The sequence below is a fragment of the Arenimonas daejeonensis genome (assembly GCF_007993735.1).
Taxonomy (GTDB): Bacteria; Pseudomonadota; Gammaproteobacteria; order Xanthomonadales; family Xanthomonadaceae; genus Arenimonas; species Arenimonas daejeonensis.
Map to the genome: position 1 here is coordinate 196,958 of NZ_CP042453.1, position 20,237 is coordinate 217,194.

The 20,237-nt window shown below is 70.0% G+C and carries 12 protein-coding genes and 3 pseudogenes; 12 read left to right on the forward strand and 3 right to left on the reverse strand.

What is annotated here, in order from left to right; translation table 11 throughout:
• Positions 1-68 precede the first annotated feature (68 nt).
• Positions 69-941, forward strand: coding sequence for a subclass B3 metallo-beta-lactamase (gene bla, locus FRZ33_RS00995; RefSeq protein WP_158637038.1), 873 nt, complete (start codon positions 69-71; stop codon positions 939-941).
• Here the strand turns inward: bla and FRZ33_RS01000 are convergent.
• Complete coding sequence (locus FRZ33_RS01000; protein WP_146907059.1) at positions 872-1,726, reverse strand: C40 family peptidase; 855 nt, start codon at positions 1,724-1,726, stop codon at positions 872-874. The genes bla and FRZ33_RS01000 overlap by 70 nt on opposite strands.
• Before the next feature lie 32 nt (positions 1,727-1,758).
• A complete protein-coding gene (locus tag FRZ33_RS01005) occupies positions 1,759-2,655 on the reverse strand; it encodes a DUF3014 domain-containing protein (protein WP_146907060.1) in 897 nt (298 codons plus the stop codon).
• Positions 2,656-2,813: 158 nt separating this feature from the next.
• Here FRZ33_RS01005 and FRZ33_RS01010 point away from each other — a divergent pair, with 158 nt between their 5' ends.
• The 8 genes and pseudogenes from FRZ33_RS01010 to FRZ33_RS01045 all read left to right on the forward strand — a co-directional run bounded on the left by FRZ33_RS01010 (position 2,814) and on the right by FRZ33_RS01045 (position 13,445).
• Positions 2,814-4,271 carry a hypothetical protein gene (locus FRZ33_RS01010; protein WP_146907061.1) on the forward strand — a complete coding sequence of 486 codons (1,458 nt, stop codon included), beginning with the start codon at positions 2,814-2,816 and terminating at the stop codon, positions 4,269-4,271.
• 113 nt (positions 4,272-4,384) lie between these two features.
• The gene (locus tag FRZ33_RS01015; RefSeq protein ID WP_146907062.1) at positions 4,385-6,010 is read left to right on the forward strand and encodes a TldD/PmbA family protein; all 1,626 of its coding nucleotides are present in this window, start codon (positions 4,385-4,387) and stop codon (positions 6,008-6,010) included.
• A 16-nt stretch (positions 6,011-6,026) separates the two neighbouring features.
• Positions 6,027-7,360, forward strand: a pseudogene (locus tag FRZ33_RS01020) (TldD/PmbA family protein).
• A gap of 332 nt (positions 7,361-7,692) precedes the next feature.
• Positions 7,693-8,280, forward strand: a complete 588-nt coding sequence (locus FRZ33_RS01025) for a DUF4159 domain-containing protein (RefSeq protein WP_174754995.1) — start codon at positions 7,693-7,695, stop codon at positions 8,278-8,280.
• Between the two features lie 15 nt (positions 8,281-8,295).
• Positions 8,296-9,290, forward strand: a pseudogene (locus FRZ33_RS01030) (AAA family ATPase).
• Positions 9,291-9,296: 6 nt separating this feature from the next.
• Positions 9,297-10,193: a DUF58 domain-containing protein gene (locus tag FRZ33_RS01035; RefSeq protein ID WP_146907064.1), complete on the forward strand. Its 897-nt coding sequence runs from the start codon at positions 9,297-9,299 to the stop codon at positions 10,191-10,193.
• On the forward strand, positions 10,190-10,783 hold the full coding sequence (locus tag FRZ33_RS01040; RefSeq protein ID WP_146907065.1) for a BatA domain-containing protein: 594 nt from the start codon (positions 10,190-10,192) through the stop codon (positions 10,781-10,783). The genes FRZ33_RS01035 and FRZ33_RS01040 overlap by 4 nt, the downstream gene beginning before the upstream one ends.
• Before the next feature lie 558 nt (positions 10,784-11,341).
• Positions 11,342-13,445, forward strand: a pseudogene (locus FRZ33_RS01045) (hypothetical protein).
• 1,830 nt (positions 13,446-15,275) lie between these two features.
• Here the strand turns inward: FRZ33_RS01045 and FRZ33_RS01050 are convergent.
• The gene (locus FRZ33_RS01050; RefSeq protein ID WP_146907066.1) at positions 15,276-16,898 is read right to left on the reverse strand and encodes an HD family phosphohydrolase; all 1,623 of its coding nucleotides are present in this window, start codon (positions 16,896-16,898) and stop codon (positions 15,276-15,278) included.
• Positions 16,899-16,951: 53 nt separating this feature from the next.
• On the opposite strand from FRZ33_RS01050, the gene FRZ33_RS01055 reads away from it, so the two are divergent.
• From FRZ33_RS01055 to FRZ33_RS01065, 3 genes are all read left to right on the forward strand, one after another.
• Positions 16,952-18,424, forward strand: a complete 1,473-nt coding sequence (locus FRZ33_RS01055) for a serine hydrolase domain-containing protein (RefSeq protein WP_146907067.1) — start codon at positions 16,952-16,954, stop codon at positions 18,422-18,424.
• Positions 18,425-18,523: 99 nt separating this feature from the next.
• Positions 18,524-19,672 carry a pepsin-like aspartic protease gene (locus tag FRZ33_RS01060; protein WP_158637039.1) on the forward strand — a complete coding sequence of 383 codons (1,149 nt, stop codon included), beginning with the start codon at positions 18,524-18,526 and terminating at the stop codon, positions 19,670-19,672.
• Positions 19,669-20,205, forward strand: a complete 537-nt coding sequence (locus FRZ33_RS01065; RefSeq protein ID WP_146907069.1) for a GNAT family N-acetyltransferase — start codon at positions 19,669-19,671, stop codon at positions 20,203-20,205. Before FRZ33_RS01060 ends, FRZ33_RS01065 begins: the two co-directional genes overlap by 4 nt.
• Positions 20,206-20,237 lie beyond the last annotated feature (32 nt).

A 20,237-nucleotide genomic window follows, 5' to 3' on the forward strand; every position in this document is an offset into this window, starting at 1 on the left:
ACGCTGGGGGTCGCGCCGGGGCGCGGGGCCGGGCCACAATCATCGCCCCCTCCTCCCGCTTTCCTCCGATGATCGAGATCCTGCTGCTGGCCGCCGCCGCGGCCACCGTCGACACCACCCCGATCGAATGTTCGAACTGCGCCGCCTGGAACGAGCCCCAGGCCCCGTTCCGGCTGCACGGCGACAGCTGGTACGTCGGCACCCGGGGCCTGAGCGCCGTGCTGGTCGCCACGCCCAAGGGCCTGGTGCTGATGGACGGCGGCCTGCCGCAGAGCGCGCCGTTGATCGCCGCGAACATCGAGTCGCTGGGCTTCAGGCTCGGCGACGTGCGTTTCCTGCTGAACTCGCACCCGCACTGGGACCACGCCGGCGGCCTGGCCGCGCTGCAGCGCCTGACCGGCGCGCCGGTGGTGACCAGTGCGATCGGTGCCGAAGCCATGCGCCGCGGCAATTCGCCGCACGGCGACCCGCAGGCCGGGTTCGGCGAAAAGGCCAATGACTATCCGCCGATCGCCGAGGTCGAAACCATCGAGGACGGCGCCACCGTGCAGGTCGGCGGCATCACCTTCACGATGCACGCCACGCCCGGCCACACGCCCGGCGGCACCACCTGGACCTGGCGCAGCTGCGACGGCGACGATTGCCGCGACCTGGTGTTCGCCGACAGCCTGACCGCGGTCTCGTCGCCGGACTATCGTTTCAGCGAACACCCGGGACAGGTTTCGCAGCTGCGCACCTCCATCGCCAGGGTTGCCGCCCTGCCTTGCGACCTGGTGGTGTCGGCACATCCTTCCGCGGTGGGCCTGTTCGAAAAACTCGCACGCCGCGAACAGGACCCGCAGGCGATGTTCGACCCGCGATCCTGCGTCGCCTACGCCGCCGGCGGCACGTCCTGGCTGGACAAGCGGCTGGCCGACGAAGCCGGCTCCGGCAAGCCCTGAGGCAACGGCGCGGCATCGGCCCCGTCGTCGGGTGCCCGCCATTCGAGCTGGCGGAAATCGAACCCCTGCTCGAGCCGCGGTTTCACCACCGCGAAAAACGGCGACACGTCGAAATCGCGCGGCGCGTACAGGCTGTGGTGGCGGATGTGCAGGATCTCGCGGCGCGCGTGCTCCATGCCGGGCGCCCTGGCGTCCACCAGTTCGACCTCGGGCAGGATCGGATAACGCACCGACGCGAAGGCCTGCGCCAGCAGGGTCGAGCAGATCGCCTTGGTCGGTTCGCCGCTGCCCAGCGCCAGTGCGCGCCGGCGCATCGAACCCGGCATCGGCGGCGTGCGGATGAAATAACGCGCCAGGTCGAAGATGTTCTTCAGGTCGTAGGTGATGCCCTTGCGATCGAGCATGAAGCGGATCAGCGCGGCCACCTCGGCCTCACCCAGTCCGACCGGCCGACAGATCCGCGTGTGCAGCCCGGAGAACGCACTCAGCGGGATCGTGCGCACGCCCTCGACCACGTCCACGTCCACCAGCACGCGCGGCTCCTCGCCCGCCGGTGGCGGCCCCAGCGTGTCGCCGATATAGAGCGCGGCATGCGACCAGGTGGATTGCGTCAGGTATTTGATCGCCGACGCAAAGCGACTGCTGCCCTCGACCAGAACCACATCGCCCTTGCGCAACGTCGCCGCCAGCAGCCCGTACGGACTGGTGGGGATATGGCTGTTGCGATCGCGCGGCTTGGCGAGGAACGTCGCCAGCTGGCGCCCGAGATACTGCAGCGGCGACATGCCGGTTCCCGACCGATAGTGAGGGCGACAGCCTAACGCAAGCACGCAGCCCCGGCAGCCCCAAGCACGCCGGTTCCGGAAGGCGCGGACCCGGCCGGAACTGTTGTCCGCCGCGTGTCGTCAGCCCTGCGGACGCTGCCCGCCAGCAGGCCGCGCAGTTCGCGCAGCTTCGTTTTCACCCGCACGGCATGGTCAGGCCCGATGCGCAGCAGGGCCTTGTGCCCGACGGAGGCACCCTCCAGCCGCGGATCCACGAACTCCAGCCGCGGCCGGCCGTTGGCGGGGCGCTGCAGTTCGATCGGGCCGGCGACTTCCGGCGCGACCAGCAGGTGGTCGATCACCTGGACCAGGCGGTCGTTGAACTCGCCGCCGGCGCCGACTTCGCGCCAGGCCTGCTGGAACAGCGGGTAGAAGCGCACGTAGGCCGACACCAGCGCGCGCGAGTCGACCGCTTCGAACACGGCCACGGCGGTGTCGTAACGCGCGTAGTTGCCGGCGTCGAGCCACAGCTTGCCGTCGGCTTCGGCCACCGCCAGCGTGCCGGCGATCGGCTTCGCCGCGTAGGCCTGGCGGGTGACGCTGCTGCGCGGCAGGTTGTCGATGGTGGTGACCAGGCGCTGCACGACGTATTCCGACACCAGCCAGGTGGACACATCGGCGCCACCCATCAGCGCGCCGAGCGCCGCGAGCGCGGCGGCGTCGCTGTCGGCCAGCGCGGGCAAGGGCTCGACCGCTTCCTCCGGCAATACCGGCACCTGGTCGATCGGATGCTGGACTTCGGGCGCTTCGGCCGGTGCGGTGGCCAGCGCGGCCGGCGCTTCCGCGGCGGGTGCCGGCGTGGAACGCGGGAAGTAGAACCAGAGGGCTGCGCCGCTGGCGAGCAGCACCACGCCGGCAAGCCAGGGCCCGTAGTGGAATCGATTGGCCATTGTTCACCTCGAATTGAGAAGCGGGTCACGGTTCGGGACACAGGCTGGCGGTTTCCGCCTGAAGTTCCGCCAAACACGCTGTTCATCCGACCACAACACACCCTCCCGGTTCCCCGGCAGGCGTATTCTTTTTGCATTGCCCGTCGCCCGGATCGCCCATGACGCCCCTGCGCTGGCCCCTGATGCTGTTGAGCCTGGCCCTGGCCGCCGACGCGCGCGCCGAACCGCCGCCGCGTTTCCCGCCGCAGGCCGTGTGGCACCAGGACATCTCGGACGCCGCGGTGCATCCGCAGTCGGCGTCCATGATCGACACCTGGGTCGGGCTGGGCGGTTTCGGTTTCGGGCGCATGCAGATCGACTTCAGCTTCCACATCGTTCATGCGCCGGCGGGCGCGCCGACCCGCACGATCGTCGGCTACCCCTCGGCCGACGAGTACTACGCGCCGGATTGCGAACCCATCGGCACGCCGATGCCAGTGCCCCTGGACGCCGCCATCGAGGGCCAGGACGGCCTGAGCTGCGCGAATGCCAACGGCGACTGCCACCTGCTGGTGGTGCAGGGCGACCGGCTGTTCGAGGCCTACCGTGCCAATGCCAGCGGCAGCGGCGGGCTGCAGGCGCAGTGCCTGGCGGTGTGGAAGCTCGAGCAGGTCTACCCGGCCGACAATCGCGGCGAGCACTGCACCAGCGCCGATGCCGCGGGTTTTCCCATCGCGCCGCTGCTGTTCAATGCCGACGAGGTCCACGCCGCCATGCAGGTCGCGAACGGCGACCTGGGCCATGCGATCCGCTTCATCCTTCCCAACCCGCGCATGGCCAGCACGGTCGTTTCCGGCAAGCGTTACGGCCAGTACGTGCGCCCCGCCAGCCATGCCGGTGGTCCCACCGGTCCGGTAGGCGCCGTGCCCTACGGCTCGCGACTGCGGTTGCGCGCCGACTTCCCGGTGAACCTCTATCCACCGGCGGCACGGGTGATCCTGCGCACCATGCAGCGCTATGGCATCGTGCTGTCGGACGGCGGCAATGTCGCGCTGACCGCCGAGAGCGACCGCTACACCGACCATACCTGGGCCAGCCTGGGCATCGGTTCGCGCCTGTTCGACCAGGCGGTGCCGGCGGCGCCGGTGCGCCCGCAGGATTTCGTCGTGCTCGACACCGGGCCGCGCATCCTCGAGACCTGGGAGTGCGAGCGCAATCCCGAAACCAATGGGCCGACCGGGCTGCAGGCCCGGCTGTTCAAGGCCGGGAGCCGGCCCGGCATCCTCTGGCTGAACTGGAATGGCGGAACGTCGCGGGTCGACATCTACCGCGGTGCCAGCTTCATCGGCAACGTGTCGAACAAGGGCGCATGGCGGGACAAGTCCCAGGCTGGCCTCACCGCCGCCTACCGCGTCTGCAACGAGGACTCGACGATCTGCTCCGAAGCCGTCACGCCGGTGCTGCAACAGCCCATCGTTTACACGACCACGCCCAAACCGCCTAAAACCGCCACACCGCCCGCCACGACGTCCGGCGATGCCGTGCGGCCAGCCGCGACGCCCGCTGCCGATACCGGCAAGAACAAGCGGCCAGGCACCGCAACAAGACCCCGACCGCAGGCGTCGCTCGATCCCTAGGCCATTCGTCACTTGACGCTCCCAGGCGTGTTGCCCAGAGTCGGCCGGGCTTGATTCACTCCGTCGGCGGCGCGAACGCCCGCCGGCCCAGCCCACCCCGTTGGAGCGACACGATGGACAGACGAGACTTCCTGACGATCTCGGGCGTCGGCCTTGCCGGCCTGATGATGCCCTACAGCCGCGCCATCGCCGCCGAGGAGCTGGTTTCCGGCCTCGACATCGCGATCAAGAAGGCGATCGCCGACGCCGCCCTGCAGGCCGCCACCGATGCCGGCGCCAGCTACTGCGACGTGCGCATCGGCCGCTACCTGCAGCAGTTCGTCGTCACCCGCGAGGACAAGGTCCAGAACGTGGTGAACACCGAATCCACCGGCGTAGGCATCCGCGTGATCGCCAACGGCGCCTGGGGCTTCGCCGCCACCCGCGACCTGAGCACCGCCGGCGTCGCCGCCGCGGCGCGCCAGGCCGCCGCCATCGCCAAGGCCAACTCCAGCCTGCAGGACAAGCCCGTGCAGCTGGCCCCGGTCAAGGGCGTCGGCGAGGTGAGCTGGAAGGCACCGATCAGGAAGAACGCGATGGAAGTTCCGATCAAGGACAAGGTGGACCTTCTGCTGGCGGTCAACGCCGCCGCCATGAAGGCCGGCGCCGACTTCGTCAACTCGACCCTGTTCCTGGTCAACGAGCAGAAGTATTTCGCCTCCACTGACGGCAGCTACATCGACCAGGACATCCACCGCATCTGGGCCCCGTTCACCGTCACCGCGGTGGACAAGGAAAGTGGCAAGTTCCGCACCCGCGACGGCCTGTCGGCGCCGGTGGGCATGGGCTACGAATACCTCGACGGCGGCGGCAAGAAGTACGTGTCGCCCAACGGTGTCATCAACTATGGCAACACCTACGACATGGTCGAGGACGCCGTCGCGGCCGCCAAACAGGCGCGCGAGAAGCTGACCGCGCAGTCGGTGAAGCCGGGCAAGTACGACCTGGTGCTCGACCCGACCAACCTGTACCTGACCATCCACGAAAACGTCGGCCACCCGCTGGAACTCGACCGCGTGCTCGGCTACGAGGCCAACTACGCCGGCACCAGCTTCGCCACGCTCGACAAGCGCCGCGACAAGTTCCAGTACGGCAGCAACATCGTCAACCTGTTCGCCGACAAGGTGCAGGAAGGCAGCCTGGGTGCCGTCGGTTACGACGACGAGGGCGTGAAGTGCAAAAAGTGGGACCTCGTCAAGGACGGCATCCTGGTCAACTACCAGGCCATCCGCGACCAGGCCCACATCATCGGCGAAAGCGAATCGCACGGCTGCTGCTACGCCGACTCCTGGTCCAGCGTGCAGTTCCAGCGCATGGCCAACGTGTCGCTGGCGCCGGGCAAGACGCCGCTGAGCGTGGACGCGATGATCAAGGACGTCGAGAAGGGCATCTACATCGTCGGCGACGGTTCCTTCTCGATCGACCAGCAGCGCTACAACGCCCAGTTCGGCGGCCAGCTGTTCTACGAGATCGAGAACGGCAAGATCACCCGCATGCTCGAGGACGTGGCCTACCAGATCCGCACGCCGGAGTTCTGGAACGCCTGCGTGGCCATCTGCGACGAGTCCGACTACCGCCTGGGCGGCAGCTTCTTCGACGGCAAGGGCCAGCCGGGCCAGATCTCGGCCGTGTCGCACGGGTCGAGCACGACCCGTTTCAACGGCATGAACGTCCTCAACACCGCCCGCAACATCGGCTGAGCCCAGGAGCCTGACCATGAGCATCTACACCGAAGAACAGGCCAAGGCCATCCTGGACAAGGTCCTGAAGCTGTCCACCGCCGACGAGTGCACCGCCACGCTGGCCGGCAACGTCACCGGCAACATCCGCTTCGCGCTGAACGCGGTCTCGACCAGCGGCAAGGTCAGCGACACCCAGCTGATCGTGCAGTGCGCGTACGGCAAACGCGAAGGCATCGCCACCATCAACGAGTTCGACGACGCCGCGCTGGAACGCGTGGTGCGCCGCGCCGAGGACCTGGCGAAGCTGGCCCCGGAGAACCCGGAGTACATGCCGGCCCTCGACAAGCAGACCTACCGCCCCAGCCCGACCTTCGTGCAGGCCACCGCCGACATCACCCGGAGATGCGCGCCAGGGTCGCCGCGGCGTCCATCGGCCCGTGCAAGGACAACAAGCTGATCGCCGCCGGCTTCCTGCAGGATGACCAGACCTTCTACGCCTTCGCCAATTCCAAGGGCAACTTCGGCTACCAGCGCGCCACCAACCTCGACTACACCTGCACGGTGCGCACCGAGGACGGCCGCGGCTCCGGCTGGGTGGCGCGCAACGCCGCCGACGTCGGCAAGTTCAAGGTCGAGGACGACATCCAGACCGCGATCCAGAAGGCGCGCGACTCGGCCGAGGCCAAGGCGCTGGAGCCGGGCAAGTACACCGTGATCCTGGAACCGGCCGCAGCCGCCGGCCTGATCAACTTCATGATGTTCTTCTTCGACGCCCGCCAGGCCGACGAAGGCCGCAGCTTCCTGTCCAAGAAGGGCGGCGGCACCAAGCTCGGCGAACAGGTGTACGACCCGCGTGTGAACATCGAGGCCGACCCCTGGCACCCGGAAGTGGCGGTGATGCCCTGGGACGGCAGTGGCCTGCCGCGCGAAAAGCACCCGATCATCAAGGACGGCAAGGTCGAGTACCTGCAGTACTCGCGCTTCTGGGCCAAGGAAAAGGGCAAGCGCGCGGTCGGCCAGCCCGGCAACCTGATCATGTCCGGCGGCACGAAATCCACCGCCGAGCTGGTCAAGGGCACGCAGAAGGGCATCCTGGTCACGCGCACCTGGTACATCCGCCTGGTGGACCCGCAGACCGTGCTGCTGACCGGCCTGACCCGCGACGGCACCTTCTACATCGAGAACGGCGAGATCAAGCACCCGGTGAAGAACTTCCGCTTCAACGAGTCGCCGGTGATCATGCTCAACAACATCGAAGAACTGGGCAAACCGATCCGCCTGAGCGGCGACGAGTCGCCGTTCACGATGCTGATCCCGCCGATGAAGCTGCGCGACTTCACCTTCAGCTCCCTGTCCGACGCGGTGTGACGCTTCTTCTCCCTCCCCCGCTTGCGGGGAGGGTTGAGGAGGGGGCCCGCCGCCAAGCCACATCGCCCTCTCCCATGAATCCCGCTCCGCACTTCCCCCTCTCCCCAACCCCTCTCCCGCAAGGGGAGAGGGGCTTCGGCCCTGCTTCCCTCTCCCCTTGCGGGGAGGGGCCGGGGAGAGGGGACGCTCTTCGCCCGAACCTGCCGGCAAGAGAGGGCGCTCCCGTGAACCGCCGCCACTTCCTCGCCGCCCTCACCACCGCCCTTGCCGCCGGCGCCACGCGCCCGCTGCACGCGGCCAGCGCCGACTACGATTTCTGGTTCACGCGCCTGATGTACGACTCGGGCGACTGGGACGTGGACCAGCGCATGCCCGCGAACATCATCACTTCGCTGATCGACTACACCCGGCTGCGCGTGGACCCGAAGGAACACGTGCTGGCCCTGGCCGACCCGCGCATGCTGCAGGCGCCGTTCTGCTACCTGTCCGGCCACAAGCTGGTGGAGTTCAACCCGGACGAGCGCCGAAACTTCGAACGCTACGTGCGCAGCGGCGGCTTCGTGTTCGTGGACGACTGCAACCACGACATCGACGGCCTGTTCGCCAAGTCCTTCGAGGAGGAGATGGCGCGCATCTTCGGTCCGAAGGCGATGCAGAAGCTGCCGCCGCGGCATCCGATCTATTCCAGCTTCTTTACCTTCGACGGCCCGCCCGCCACCGGTTTCGAACTCAACGGCTGGGGCGACGACCTGGTGCACGACTACCTGAAAGGCATCACGATCGACGGCCGCCTGGGCGTGCTCTACAGCAACAAGGACTACGGCTGCGAGTGGGACTACGACTGGCGCAACAAGCGCTGGCTGGCCGAGGACAACACCAAGTTCGCCGTCAACATCGTGATGTATGCGCTGACGGCCTGAGACCAAGGACAACCAATGAACCTGCCTTATTCCGATACCGACCTGCAGCAGCAACTGGCCCACCTGGGCCCGCTGCGCGCCGCCATCGGCCAGGCCATCGTCGGCCAGCACGACGTGGTCGAACAGCTGCTGATCGGCCTGCTGGCCGGCGGCCACTGCCTGCTCGAGGGCGTGCCAGGCCTCGGCAAGACCCTGCTGGTGCGCACGCTGGGCCAGGCGCTGGAACTGCAGTTCCGGCGCGTGCAGTTCACGCCCGACCTGATGCCCAGCGACATCCTGGGCACCGAGATCCGGAAGAGGACCACGGCACCGGCCACCGCCACTTCAAGTTCCAGCCCGGCCCGGTGTTCACCAACCTGCTGCTGGCCGACGAACTCAACCGCACGCCGCCGAAAACCCAGGCCGCGCTGCTGGAGGCGATGCAGGAAAAGACCGTCAGCTACGCCGGCGTCACCCACGAACTTCCCAGGCCCTTCTTCGTGCTGGCCACCCAGAACCCGCTGGAACAGGCCGGCACCTACCCGCTGCCGGAAGCCCAGCTCGACCGTTTCCTGCTGCACGTTCGCGTGGATTACCCGAGCGAAGCCGAGGAGCGCGACATCATCGAACAGACCACCGGCGCGAAATCGGCACAGGTGCCGCAGGTGATGCGCGGCGAGGATGTGCTGGCCCTGCAGGCGCGCGTGCGCGAGGTGCACCTGGGCGCCGACCTGCTGGACTGGATCACGCGCCTGGTGCGCGCCAGCCGGCCGCTGCCGGGCGCGTTGCCTGAAATCCAGCAGTTCGTGAAATGGGGCGCCGGCCCGCGTGCCGGGCAGTCACTGGTGCTCGCCGCGAAAGCGCGCGCCCTGCTGCACGGCCGGTTCGCCGCCACCCGCGAGGATGTGGTCGCGCTGGCCGCGCCGGTGCTGCGCCATCGCCTGCTGCTGTCCTTCGCCGCCGAGGCCGAACAGAAATCGGCCGACGACGTGGTCGGCGTGCTGCTGCGCGGCGTGCCCTTCGCCGGCTGACGAACCGTGTCCGGCCCCGACTTCATCCCCGCGCCGGTGCGTGCCCGGCTAAAGGACCTGCGCCTGGCCGGGCGCCGGACCACGGGCGGGCATGGTTTCGGCCAGCACGCCAGCCGCAGCCGCGGCGCGGGCCTGGAGTTCGCGCAGTACCGCGCCTACGAGCCGGGCGACGAACTGCGGCAGATCGACTGGAAGCTCTACGCACGCTCCGACAAGTTCTTCGTGCGCGAGGCCGAACGCGACAGCCCACTCACCGCCTGGGTGATCGTCGACTGCACGGCGTCGATGGCGCAGGGCGATGCGGCGCGGCCAGGCTGGTCGCGCCTGGACGCGGCACGTGCACTCGCCGCCTGCATCTTCGAACTGGCGCTGCGCCAGGGCGACCGCTTCGGCCTGGCGGCGATCGGTGGCGCCGGCCTGCGCCTGGTGCCGCCCGGCGCCGGCCCGCGCCACCGCGACCGCTGCCTGCTCGAACTGCACGGCCTGCGCGCTGATGGCGACTGGCCTGCGGAAACCACGCTGCGCCCGCTCTGGGAACGCATCGGCGCCGGCCAACTGGTGCTGATGCTCAGCGACGACTTCGACGAGGCCGCCGTGGCGCTGTGTGAACGCCTCTCGGCCGCACGCCGCGAAGTCCTCAGCCTGCAGATACTCACCGCCGAAGAACGCGACTTTCCCTTCCGCGGTGGCCACCGCTTCCGCGACACCGAATCCGGCGCCGAACGGCTGAGCGACGGCGCCTCGGCGCGCGAGGCCTTCCTCGCGGCCTTCGCCGCGGCGCAGCGCACGCTGGCCGCCCGCCTTGCCGCCAGCGGCATCCGCCACACCACGCACGTGCTGGACGAAGCGCTGGACGCGCCGCTGCGACGCCTGCTGGCTGCCTCCCCGGCGGAGCGCGCATGAGCCTGGGCCTGTTGTTCCCGCTCGGCCTGGCGGCGCTGGCGGCGCTGCTGCTGCCGCTGCTGGTCCACCTGGTGCGGCGCGAGGAACAGCGCCCCACCGACTTCGCGGCGCTGCGCTGGCTGACGGCGCGGCTCAAGCCACGCGCGAAACTGCGCTTCGAAGACCTGCTGCTGCTGGCCTTGCGCCTGTTGCTGGTCGCGGCCATGGCACTGCTGCTCGCCAGACCCGTGCTCTACGGCGGTACGGGCGACGCGCCCTGGCTGCTGGTCGCACCCGGCGCCGATCCGGCGGCCGCGCCTTCCCTGCCCGAAAACACCGAACGGCGCTGGCTGGCGCCGGGTTTCCACGCTCGACACGCCGCGGCCACAAACCACGGATTCCATTTCCAGCCTGCTGCGCCAGCTCGATGCCGATCTGCCCGCGGCCACGCCGGTGACGGTGCTGGTGCCGGCGGTGATCATCGCCGACGGCGCACGGCCGCAGCTGGCGCGCACCGTGGACTGGCGCGTCGCACCGCTGGCCGGCACGCCCGAACCCACCCCGCCCGTCAGTGCGGAAAACTTCACGTTTGCCGTGCGCCACACGCCTGAACACGAACCCGCGCTGCGCTACCTGCGCGCGGCCGCCCGGGCCTGGCGCACGGATGACGCTTCGCCCGAAGTGGACATCGCCGGTACCGAAGCCCCGCTCGCGGCCGGCACGACCCGGCTGGTCTGGCTCGCGCCGGGCGAATTGCCCGCGACGGTGCGCGAATGGATCGCCGCGGGCGGGCATGCCCTGATCGATGCGCAGACCACCTGGCCCCAACCCGAAGCAGGCGTGGTCGTGTGGCGCGATGGCGAAGGCCGCGTGTTGGCGCGCTCCACCGCCTCGGGCCGTGGCCGCGTGACGCAGCTGCAGCAGGCACTGGCGCCCGCCAGCCTGCCGGCGCTGCTGGAAGCGGATTTCCCGCAGCGCCTGCGCGAGCTGCTGGACGGTCCACCCGCACCGCCGCGCCTCGCCGATGCCGCCGACCACGCCCCCATGGTTGGCGGTCCCGGTTTCCCGGAAAGCCCGCGCGAACTGGACACGCCGCTGCTGTGGCTGATCCTGGCCCTGTTCGCGCTCGAACGCTGGTTCGCGACGCGCGCCCGCCCCGAGGCCACGGCATGAGCGCCGAGTCCCGCCTGCAGCACGCGATGGCAGCCGCGCGACGCCGGCACGCCGGCATCGTCGCGCTGTTGGCGCTGGCGGCCGCCGCGGTGATCGTCACGGCGGCCTGGCGTTTCGGCGGGGCCGCCACGATGGCGTGGACCGCGCTGGCGCTGTCCGCCGTGATCGTGGTGCTGGCCTGGCACGGCGCACGCGCACTTGATGACCGCTGGTTCGCGCGCCGCCTCGACCGCCGCGCCGACATGGAGGACAGCGCCGACCTGCTGTTCGTCTCCGGCACGGAGCTCAACGGCCTGCAGGTGCTGCAGCGCGAGCGCCTGCGCGAACGCCTCGCCACCGGTCCCGCCCCGGACCTGCGAACGGCGTGGCCGCGGCGCGCGCTGCTGTCGGCCTGGATTCCGGCGCTGCTGCTGGCGGCCGGCCTGTGGCTGTGGCCGTCATCGCCGCCAGCACCGGTGGCACCCGCGCCCGTCACCGTCACCAGCGACGAAGAAGCCCCGACGCACACCACCCTGCTGGCCGCACGCCTGGCGATCGAACCGCCGGCCTACACCGGCCTGCCCGCGCGCGACGGCAATGAACTCTCCGACAAGGCGCCCACCGGCTCCCTGCTGCGTTGGACCCTGCGCTTCGCACCGCAGCCGCCCTCGGCCGAGATCGTGCTGCATGACGGCCGCCGGATCGTGCTCGTGCGCGAAGGCGAGGACTGGACCGGCGAACATCGCCTCGACCGTTCCGCGTTGTATCGCCTGGTGCCCGGCGGCCCGCTGCCGCTGCAGGACGACCGCCTGCACCGCCTGGACGCGATCGCCGACCAGCCGCCGCAGCTGCGCGTGATCACGCCCGAACGCAACCTCACGCTGCGCACCGACGGCCAGCGCGACTGGGCGCTGTCGTTCGAGGCCAGCGACGACTACGGGCTCGGCAACGCACGACTGCTGATCACCCTTGCCCAGGGCAGCGGCGAGCAGGTGACGGTGAGCGAACGCCGTTTCGCACTGGCCGGCGAAGGCGACGGCAAGCAGCGCCGCTACACGCGCCGGCTCGACCTGGCCGCACTCGGCCTGGCCCAGGTGATGACCTGATCGTGCGGCTGGAAGTGGACGACAACCGCACGCCCGGCCCGCAGACCAGCCGCAGCGCCAGCTACATCCTGCGCTGGCCGATGCCACCCGCCACCGAGGCCACGGGCATGGAAGGCCTGGTGAAGAAGGCGCTGCCGGCCTATTTCCGCAGCCAGCGCCAGATCATCATCGACACCGAGGCCCTGGTCGGCGAACGCGCGCGGCTGGCCGCCGATGATTTCATCGGGCGCTCGGACCGCATCGGCGTGGACCAGCGCATCCTGCGCATGCGTTACGGCCAGTTCCTCGGCGAGGAGAACGTCGGCGGCCCGGAATCCGCCGGCGGCGAAGAACATTCCGAAGACGACGGCCACGACCATGGCGCCGAAGCACCGGCCGACTTCGGCGGCGCCATCAACGTGCTGGAGGAATACGGCCATACGCACGACGACGCCGAAGCGGCGACCCTGCTCGACCGGAAACACGCGCGCTGCTGAAGCAGGCGCTGGACGCGATGTGGTCGTCGGAAGGTGAACTGCGCCAGGGCCAGCCCGAACGCGCGCTGCCGCATGCCTACCGCGCGCTGGGTTTCATCAAGCAGGTGCAGCAGGCGTCGCGCATCTACCTGGCGCGGGTCGGGCTGGAGTTGCCGCCGATCGACGAGTCCCGTCGCATGAGCGGCGAGCGCAAGGGGCTGGGCGACCGTCGCGACGGCCTGGTGGCCGCAACCGCCGACGAGGTGCCGGCGCTGGCGCTGTGGCAGGCCTTGGCGCCGGGCGCCGATGCGGGTGCGTCGCTGGAAAGTTTCGCCACCTGGCTGCAGGCCAACGAACACCGTCTCGCCGATCCGCTGGACCTGGTCGCCGCGCTGGAAGTGGTACGTGCCGACCCGGCCTGCAGCGACTGCCGCCAGCGCCTGCGCGACCGACTGTGGCCGCTTCTGCCGCAACCGGCCGCGACGACGATGCCGCGCCCCGCGCCGGATGCGCGCGGGCAGGCCTATCTCGATGCACTGGCGCCGGAGGAAATCCGATGAGCACCGGTTTCGCGCTGGCGCTGGTCCTGGCAGCGATCGTGCTGGTCGCCGGGCTGCGCATCGTCATGGCTTCGCGCGGAAAACCTGGCGCCTGGCGCCGCACGGTCCCGCGCCTGGCCGGCATGATCGCCAGCGCCGTCCTGCTCCACGGTTTCCTGTTGCCCCCGGACCGCACGCCGCGTGCCCGGTCATTGACCGTGTTGACCGCGGACAGCCGAACCGCGGATGCCGCGACGGAGGCCGGCGGCATCGTCGTGGCATTGCCCGAAGCCCCCGTCATTCCGGGCGTCATGCGTGTGCCCGATCTCGCCACGGCGCTGCGGCGGCATCCTGGCGCCACGCCCCTGCGCGTGCGCGGCGCCGGCCTGCCGGCGCGCGACCAGGACGCGGCCGTCGGGCAGGACATCGAATTCACGCCGCCGCCGCTGCCGGCCGGCGTGGTCGAACTCCATGCGCCGGTGCAGGCAGGTCGCGGTCGACACTTCGTGCTGAGCGGCCGGGCGGAAGGCGCCACGCAAGGCCTGATCGAACTGCTGGATCCGGCCGGCGCACGGATCGACCAGGCGGTGCCCGACGACACGGGCCGCTTCCGACTGCTGGGCCGGGCCGGGCCAGTCGGACGCGTGGATTACCGCCTGCGCCTGAAGGCGAAAGACGGGCAAACGCTGGAAGAACTCGCGGTGCCGCTGGACGTGCGCGCCGGTGCGCCGCTGAAGATCTGGGTGCTGGCCGGCGGCCCCGGCCCGGAACTGAAATACCTGCGCCGCTGGGCCCGCGATGCCGGTCTCGCGCTGCACACACAGATGGCCGTGGGCGGTGGCGTCGACCTGGGCGATCCGCCGCTGGCGATGACGCCGGCCACGCTGCACGGATTCGACCTGGTGCTGCTCGACGAACGCAGCTGGCGCGACCTGGGCGAACCGGGTCGGAACGTGTTGCGCGCCGCCGTGCGCGAAGGCCTGGGCGTGCTGCTGCGCCTGACCGCCGATCCGGGCGAAAACGATCGCCGCCTGCTGCAGGAATGGGGCTTCACCGTGGAGGCCGCCGACCTCCCCCGCAGCCTGCGCCTGCCGGGCAGCGAATCGGCGGATGCGAGCGTGCCAACGGGCGTCGTGGCGGACGCGCAAGCCCAGGCCACCGACACCGCGCCCCTGCTCAGCCGTCGGCCGCTGCGCCTGCGCGCCACCGATGGCCAGGCCCTGCGCCGCGCCCCCGACGGCGAACCGCTGGCCCTGTGGCGCCCCGAGGGCCGCGGGCGGATCGCGGTGTGGACGCTGTCGGACAGCTTCCGCCTGGTGCTTGCGGGTCGCCGCACGGCGCACGGCAGCCTCTGGGCGGAAGCGATCGCCACCCTGGCGCGGCCCTCGGGCCAGGCATCGAAGCCCGTGCCGGATGACGCACGCGCCGGCGAACGCATCGCGCTGTGCGGCGTGGGCGAAAACGCCAGCGTGTTGGCCCCGGATGGCACGCGAACCCCGCTGGTGCCCGACCCGGCCAGCGGGACGCGCGCCTGCGCGGCCTACTGGCCGACGCAGGCCGGCTGGCACGAACGGATCGAGGCCGACGTCCGCACGCCCTTCCCCGTGCGCGCCGCGGAGGCAACACCAGGCCTGGCCGCGGCGGCGATCGGCACGGCCACACAGATCCTGGCCATCGCCGCGCCCGATCCCACGACGGGCGCGCCGGCACCGATGCCCGGCCCACGCTGGCCTGGGGCCTGGCCTGGCTGCTGGCCAGCGCCGGATTGTGGTGGCTGGAACGCCGGCGTCACACGGCGGCAGGATCAGGCTCGGCCGCAGCGCGCGAACCGCTTCGGGGCTGAAGCCCCTCCTACGACCGTGCGGCGTCCGCCGCGGCCAGCTCCGCCGCCAGCTCGGGCGGGACACCGGGAATGCGGCTCCAGTCGATGGCGTCGATCTGCTCCGGCGGCAGGAAACGCCGTGCGTAATCCAGATAGACCCGCTCGCGCAGGAACACCTCGAACAGGTCCGGGTCCACGTGGTGGTCGAGTTTCATGCGGCCCAGGATGGCCAGCGACTCGCTGAGCGTCTTGCCGGGTTTGTAGGGCCGGTCGCTGGCGGTGAGCGCCTCGAAGATGTCGGCGATGCCCATCACCCGCGCCGGCACGCTCATCTGCTCGCGGGTCAGGCCGCGCGGATAACCCTTGCCGTCCATACGTTCGTGGTGGCCGCCGGCGTACTCGGGCACGCGCGCCAGGTGCGCCGGCCAGGGCAGCGCCTCCAGCAGCCGGATGGTCATGACGATGTGGTGGTTGATGATCTCGCGCTCGGCAGCGGTGAGCGTGCCGCGGCGGATGGTGAGGTTCTCGACCTCGTCGGCGGACAGGAAGGGCTGGTCGCTGCCGTCCGGGCCGCGCCAGGTGCGGGCGGCGATGCGGTGGATGGCGCTGACCTTGGCGTCGTCCATGAATTCGCCGCCGGTGTTGGCCTGGCGGATGACTTCGCGGTCGGCGTCGAGCTGGGCCAGGCGCTCGACGTAGGTGCGGTCGTCGAGTTCGCCGTGCAGGTGGGCGATCTGGGCATCGCGCTTCAGCACTTCGAACCGGGTGTCTATCAGCTCGATGCGGTCGAACAGCGTCTGCAGCTTGGTGGCCTTGTCCACCACGTGCACCGGCGTGGTGATCTTGCCGCAGTCGTGCAGCAGGCCGGCGATCTTGAGTTCGTAGCGGTCGGCTTCGTCCATCGTGAACGACGCCAGCGGGCCCACCGTGGTGCGCGCCGCCGCGTCGGCCAGCAGGCTGGTCAGCACCGGCACGCGTTCGCAGTGGCCGCCGGTATAGGGCGACTTCTCGTCGATGGCGGTGTTGACCAGCTTGATCAGGGCCTCGAACAGGGTCTCGAGCTGGTCGATCAACTGGCGGTTGTTGAGCGCGATCGCCGCCTGCGAGGCCAGCGACTCCACCAGCCGCTGCTCGGACTCGGTGAAGGCATCCACCTCGCCGGCGGCGTTCTTGGAGTTGATCAGCTGCAGCACGCCGATCACCCGGCCGTCGTGGTCCTTCATCGGCACGGTGAGGAAGGACTTCGACCGGTAACCGGTCCTGGCGTCGAAGGCACGCGTGCCGCTGAAGTCGTAACCCTCGGCGGTGTAGGCGTCGGGGATGTTGACGGTCCGGCCGGTGAGCGCGGCGTGCGCGACGACCATGTTGTGGTTGGGCTGGCCGTCGGGCTGGTACAGCGGCAGTGGCTTGAAGGTGATCGGCGCACCGTGTTTCCCGCCCAGGATGAAGCCGAGGCTGTGATTGCGCAGCACCTCGAACACCAGCTCGTCGCCCTGCACGCGGTAGAGCGTGCCGCCGTCGGCGTTGGCGAATTCGCGAGCGGTTTCCAGGATGCGTTCGAGCAGGGTCGCCAGGTCGCGTTCGTGCGACAGCGCCACGCCGATGGCGTTGAGGGTTTCAAGACGTCGGAGGATGTCGTGTTCGCGGGTCACGGCGGCGGTGGCGGTTGGCAGGACGCGCCAACACTGACGCCAAACCGGGGGCCGTGCAATCGGTCAGGTTTGGCAGCAAGGCCCGGCAGGCATTAGGGTGGGCTTCCCTGCCGGAGGCCGACCCGATGATGGCGCGTTGGATCCTGGTTCTGCTGCTGTGCGCCGCCCCCTTCGCCCACGCCCGGACGCAGGTGCCGGACACGCCGGCCGGCCGCGCCTTCAGCGCCTGGCTGCAGGCCTTCAACCAGGCCGACCGGGCGCAACTGGAAACCCTGCAACAGGCCTTCACCGAGGTCGAATCGGTGGACGACACCCTTGGTTTCCGCGACTTTACCGGCGGCTTCACCCTGCAGGCAGTCGAAGCCAGCGAGCCGCGCCGGTTGACCGTGCGCGTGCAGGAACGCGATGGCCGCATGGCGCCGGTTCGCCTGGTAGTGAGCGTGGACGCAGGCGAACCGGCGAAGCTGTTGTCGGTGATGCCGGAGAGCCTGGATATCCCGCGGCTGGACACGGACGCCGCCATCGCTGGCCTGGTCGCGCGCGCGGAGGCGCTGGCGGCAGCGGACGAATTCGCAGGCGCCTACCTGATCGCCCGCGACCGCCGGGTGCTCGCACAGGCGGCGCTCGGCCTTGCGGACCGCACCGCTGGCACCGCCAACACCCTCGATACGCGTTTTCGCTTCGGGTCCGCCGGCAAGATGTTCACCGCGGTCGCGGTGCTGCAGCTGATCGAAGCGGGGAAGCTCTCACTCGATGGCACGGTCGACACCTACCTGGCCGGCTATCCGAACCGCGAGATCGCCAAGGTGACGCTGCACCAGCTGCTGACCCACACCGGCGGCACCGGCGGCATCGACATCTTCGGAGCGGAATTTGCCGACAACCGCAAGTTGCTGCGCACGCATGCCGATTACCTCGAACACCACGGCACGAAGGGCCCGGCCTTCCCACCCGGCTCCAAGGTTGACTATTCGAACTACGGTTTCGTTCTGCTTGGCGCCATCCTGGAGAATGTCAGCGGACAGGACTACTACACGCTGCTTCAGGACAAGGTCTTCGCTCCCGCGGGCATGACCCGCACCGGAGCGGAGCCCGAATCGTCGAAGGTCGAGGGCCTTGCCGTTGCTTATCAGCGCAGGAGCGGGACCTGGGTGGATGCCTCTGAAACGCTGCCCTGGCGCGGCATGGCAGCGGGCGGCGGCTACACCACGGTAGGCGACCTGCTGAAGTTCGCGCAGGCGCTGCAGGCCGGCAAGCTGTTGTCGCCAACCATGCTCAGGCAAGCCACATCGCCGCAGATGGAAGAGAACTGGTACGGCTTCGGCTTCATCACCGTAGGGGAGGGCCCGCTGCGCCGCTACGGACATGGCGGTGATTCCGATGGGATGAATGCCGACTTCCGCGTCTTCCCCGACTCGGGCTGGGTGCTGGTGAGCCTGAGCAATCTCGACCCGCCGGCTGCCTACCGCCTCACGCGCTGGTTCGAACCACGCATGCCGCTGAAGCCGGAGCCGATCGTCGAGTGACCGCCGCCGCGATCGAGCTCGAAACCACCCTCGCCCATGCCCAGGGCGCCTACACCGTGGCGATGCGCTTCGGCAGCGGGCAGCATCCGGCGAACCCTGGTGCTGGACACCGGCAGCAGCAGCCTGGCGAGGCTGCAGGGTGCGTACGATCCGTCCGGTGACGAGACGCTGCAGGCCACGCCGTACGCGCAGGAAGTGATCTACGGCGGCGGCGCCTGGGCCGGTCCGGTATTGCGCTCGGCGCTGTGTTTTGGCCACGGCCACCACGAGCGGCGCATCGACGACGCGCTGTTCGCGCTGATCGAGTCCGAAGGCCGCCCCTTCCGCGGCGCCGACGGCATCCTTGGCCTGGCCTACCGCGACCTCAATCCGGCCTACGACCTGTCGACGCTGCTGCAGCAGCGGGGCGTCGAACCGCCGGTGAACTGGCCCTGGCCCTTTCCCGCCGGGCACGACCTGGACCTGGCGAAGTTCAAGGACTTCCTGCACAAGCATCCCCGCACGACGCTGACACCGGTGTTCAGCGCACTGGAGGAAGAAGGCGTGCTGCGCGACCGTTTCGCGCTGACCGTGGGCCGCGCCGTCGTGCACGTCACCGAAGACCGCGCTTCGCCGCATTCATTGGCTGCCGACCCGCTCAACCGCGGCGCACTGGTGCTGGGCGGCGGACCGGAACACCAGCACCTCTACCACGGCGCCTTCCACGATGTGCAGGTCCTGCACGACCTGTACTACAACGCGAACCTGCGCGCGGTGCGGGTCGGCGGCCAGGACCCGATCCCGGTGCCGCCACTGGACGCCGGCGACGTCGCCAGCCGTCACAGCAACGCCCTGCTCGATACCGGCAGCAGTTTCCTGGTGCTGGAGTCGTCCACGTACGCCGCCGTGCTCGCGGCGCTGGGCCGGCACGATGCGCGGCTGCCGGACCTGGTCGCGCAAAGCCAGGCCGCGCTGCGGGAAGACCGCGGCCTGCCCAACCACGCCGTCGACCCACGCCACTGGCCCGACCTGCACCTGCACCTGGAAGCGCCGGACGGCCGCGACACCGTGCTGCGCATCGCCGCCTCGCACTACTGGCCGCACAACGCCTTGCACGCCGGCCAGACGATCTGCCTGCTGATGGCGCAGCTGCCGCATTTCCCGAAGCAGTCGATCCTGGGGCTGCCGCTGTTCGCGGGCCGCTATACCGTTTTCGACCGGCAGGCGGGCGGTGGACCTGGCGTGGTGCGGCTGGCGACGGCGGCATGAACCAGGCGCTCGCGACCGCGCGCCTGCAGCTGCGTCCACTGGCGAGCGGCGACGAGGCGTTGTACGTACGCCTGTACACCGACCCCGTGAGCATGGCGCACATCACGATGGCGCAGACGCCCGACGCGGCGACGCGTGGCTTCCGGGCCGCGCTGGCGGCGCAGGCGCAGGTTCCGCCGCAGCGCCTGTTCTGGGTGTTGTACGACCACGTCCTGCAAGAGCAGGTCGGCCTGCTGGGCCTGGACCTGGACGAACCCGGCGGCGGCGAAGTCGGCGCCCTGATCCCACCCGAACACCAGGGCCGCGGCTACGCCACCGATGCGATCACCGCCCTGGCCGACCACGCCTTCGGCACACTCGGCCTGCGAAGGCTGCACACGCGCCACGCCGCCGGCCACGGCCTGGCGCACGGTCTGATGCAGGGCCTGGGCTTCCAGCCGGGCGATCCGGTGCCGGGCCCGCATCCGCAGCGCTGGTCACTGACCCCGGAAACCTGGGCCCGGCGACAAGGCAACTGCGATCCGCTAACCTGAACGGGCCTCTTTCAAGACGGCCACCGGGGATC

Excerpts from the sequence above, each read along its gene's own strand:
- FRZ33_RS01040 (WP_146907065.1), top strand. The coding sequence starts at position 10,190 with ATGAGCCTGGGCCTGTTGTTCCCGCTCGGCCTGGCGGCGCTGGCGGCG.
- FRZ33_RS01065 (WP_146907069.1), top strand. The coding sequence starts at position 19,669 with ATGAACCAGGCGCTCGCGACCGCGCGCCTGCAGCTGCGTCCACTGGCG.
- FRZ33_RS01015 (WP_146907062.1), top strand. The coding sequence starts at position 4,385 with ATGGACAGACGAGACTTCCTGACGATCTCGGGCGTCGGCCTTGCCGGC.
- FRZ33_RS01000 (WP_146907059.1), bottom strand. The coding sequence starts at position 1,726 with ATGTCGCCGCTGCAGTATCTCGGGCGCCAGCTGGCGACGTTCCTCGCC.
- FRZ33_RS01005 (WP_146907060.1), bottom strand. The coding sequence starts at position 2,655 with ATGGCCAATCGATTCCACTACGGGCCCTGGCTTGCCGGCGTGGTGCTG.
- FRZ33_RS01010 (WP_146907061.1), top strand. The coding sequence starts at position 2,814 with ATGACGCCCCTGCGCTGGCCCCTGATGCTGTTGAGCCTGGCCCTGGCC.
- bla (WP_158637038.1), top strand. The coding sequence starts at position 69 with ATGATCGAGATCCTGCTGCTGGCCGCCGCCGCGGCCACCGTCGACACC.
- FRZ33_RS01025 (WP_174754995.1), top strand. The coding sequence starts at position 7,693 with ATGTACGACTCGGGCGACTGGGACGTGGACCAGCGCATGCCCGCGAAC.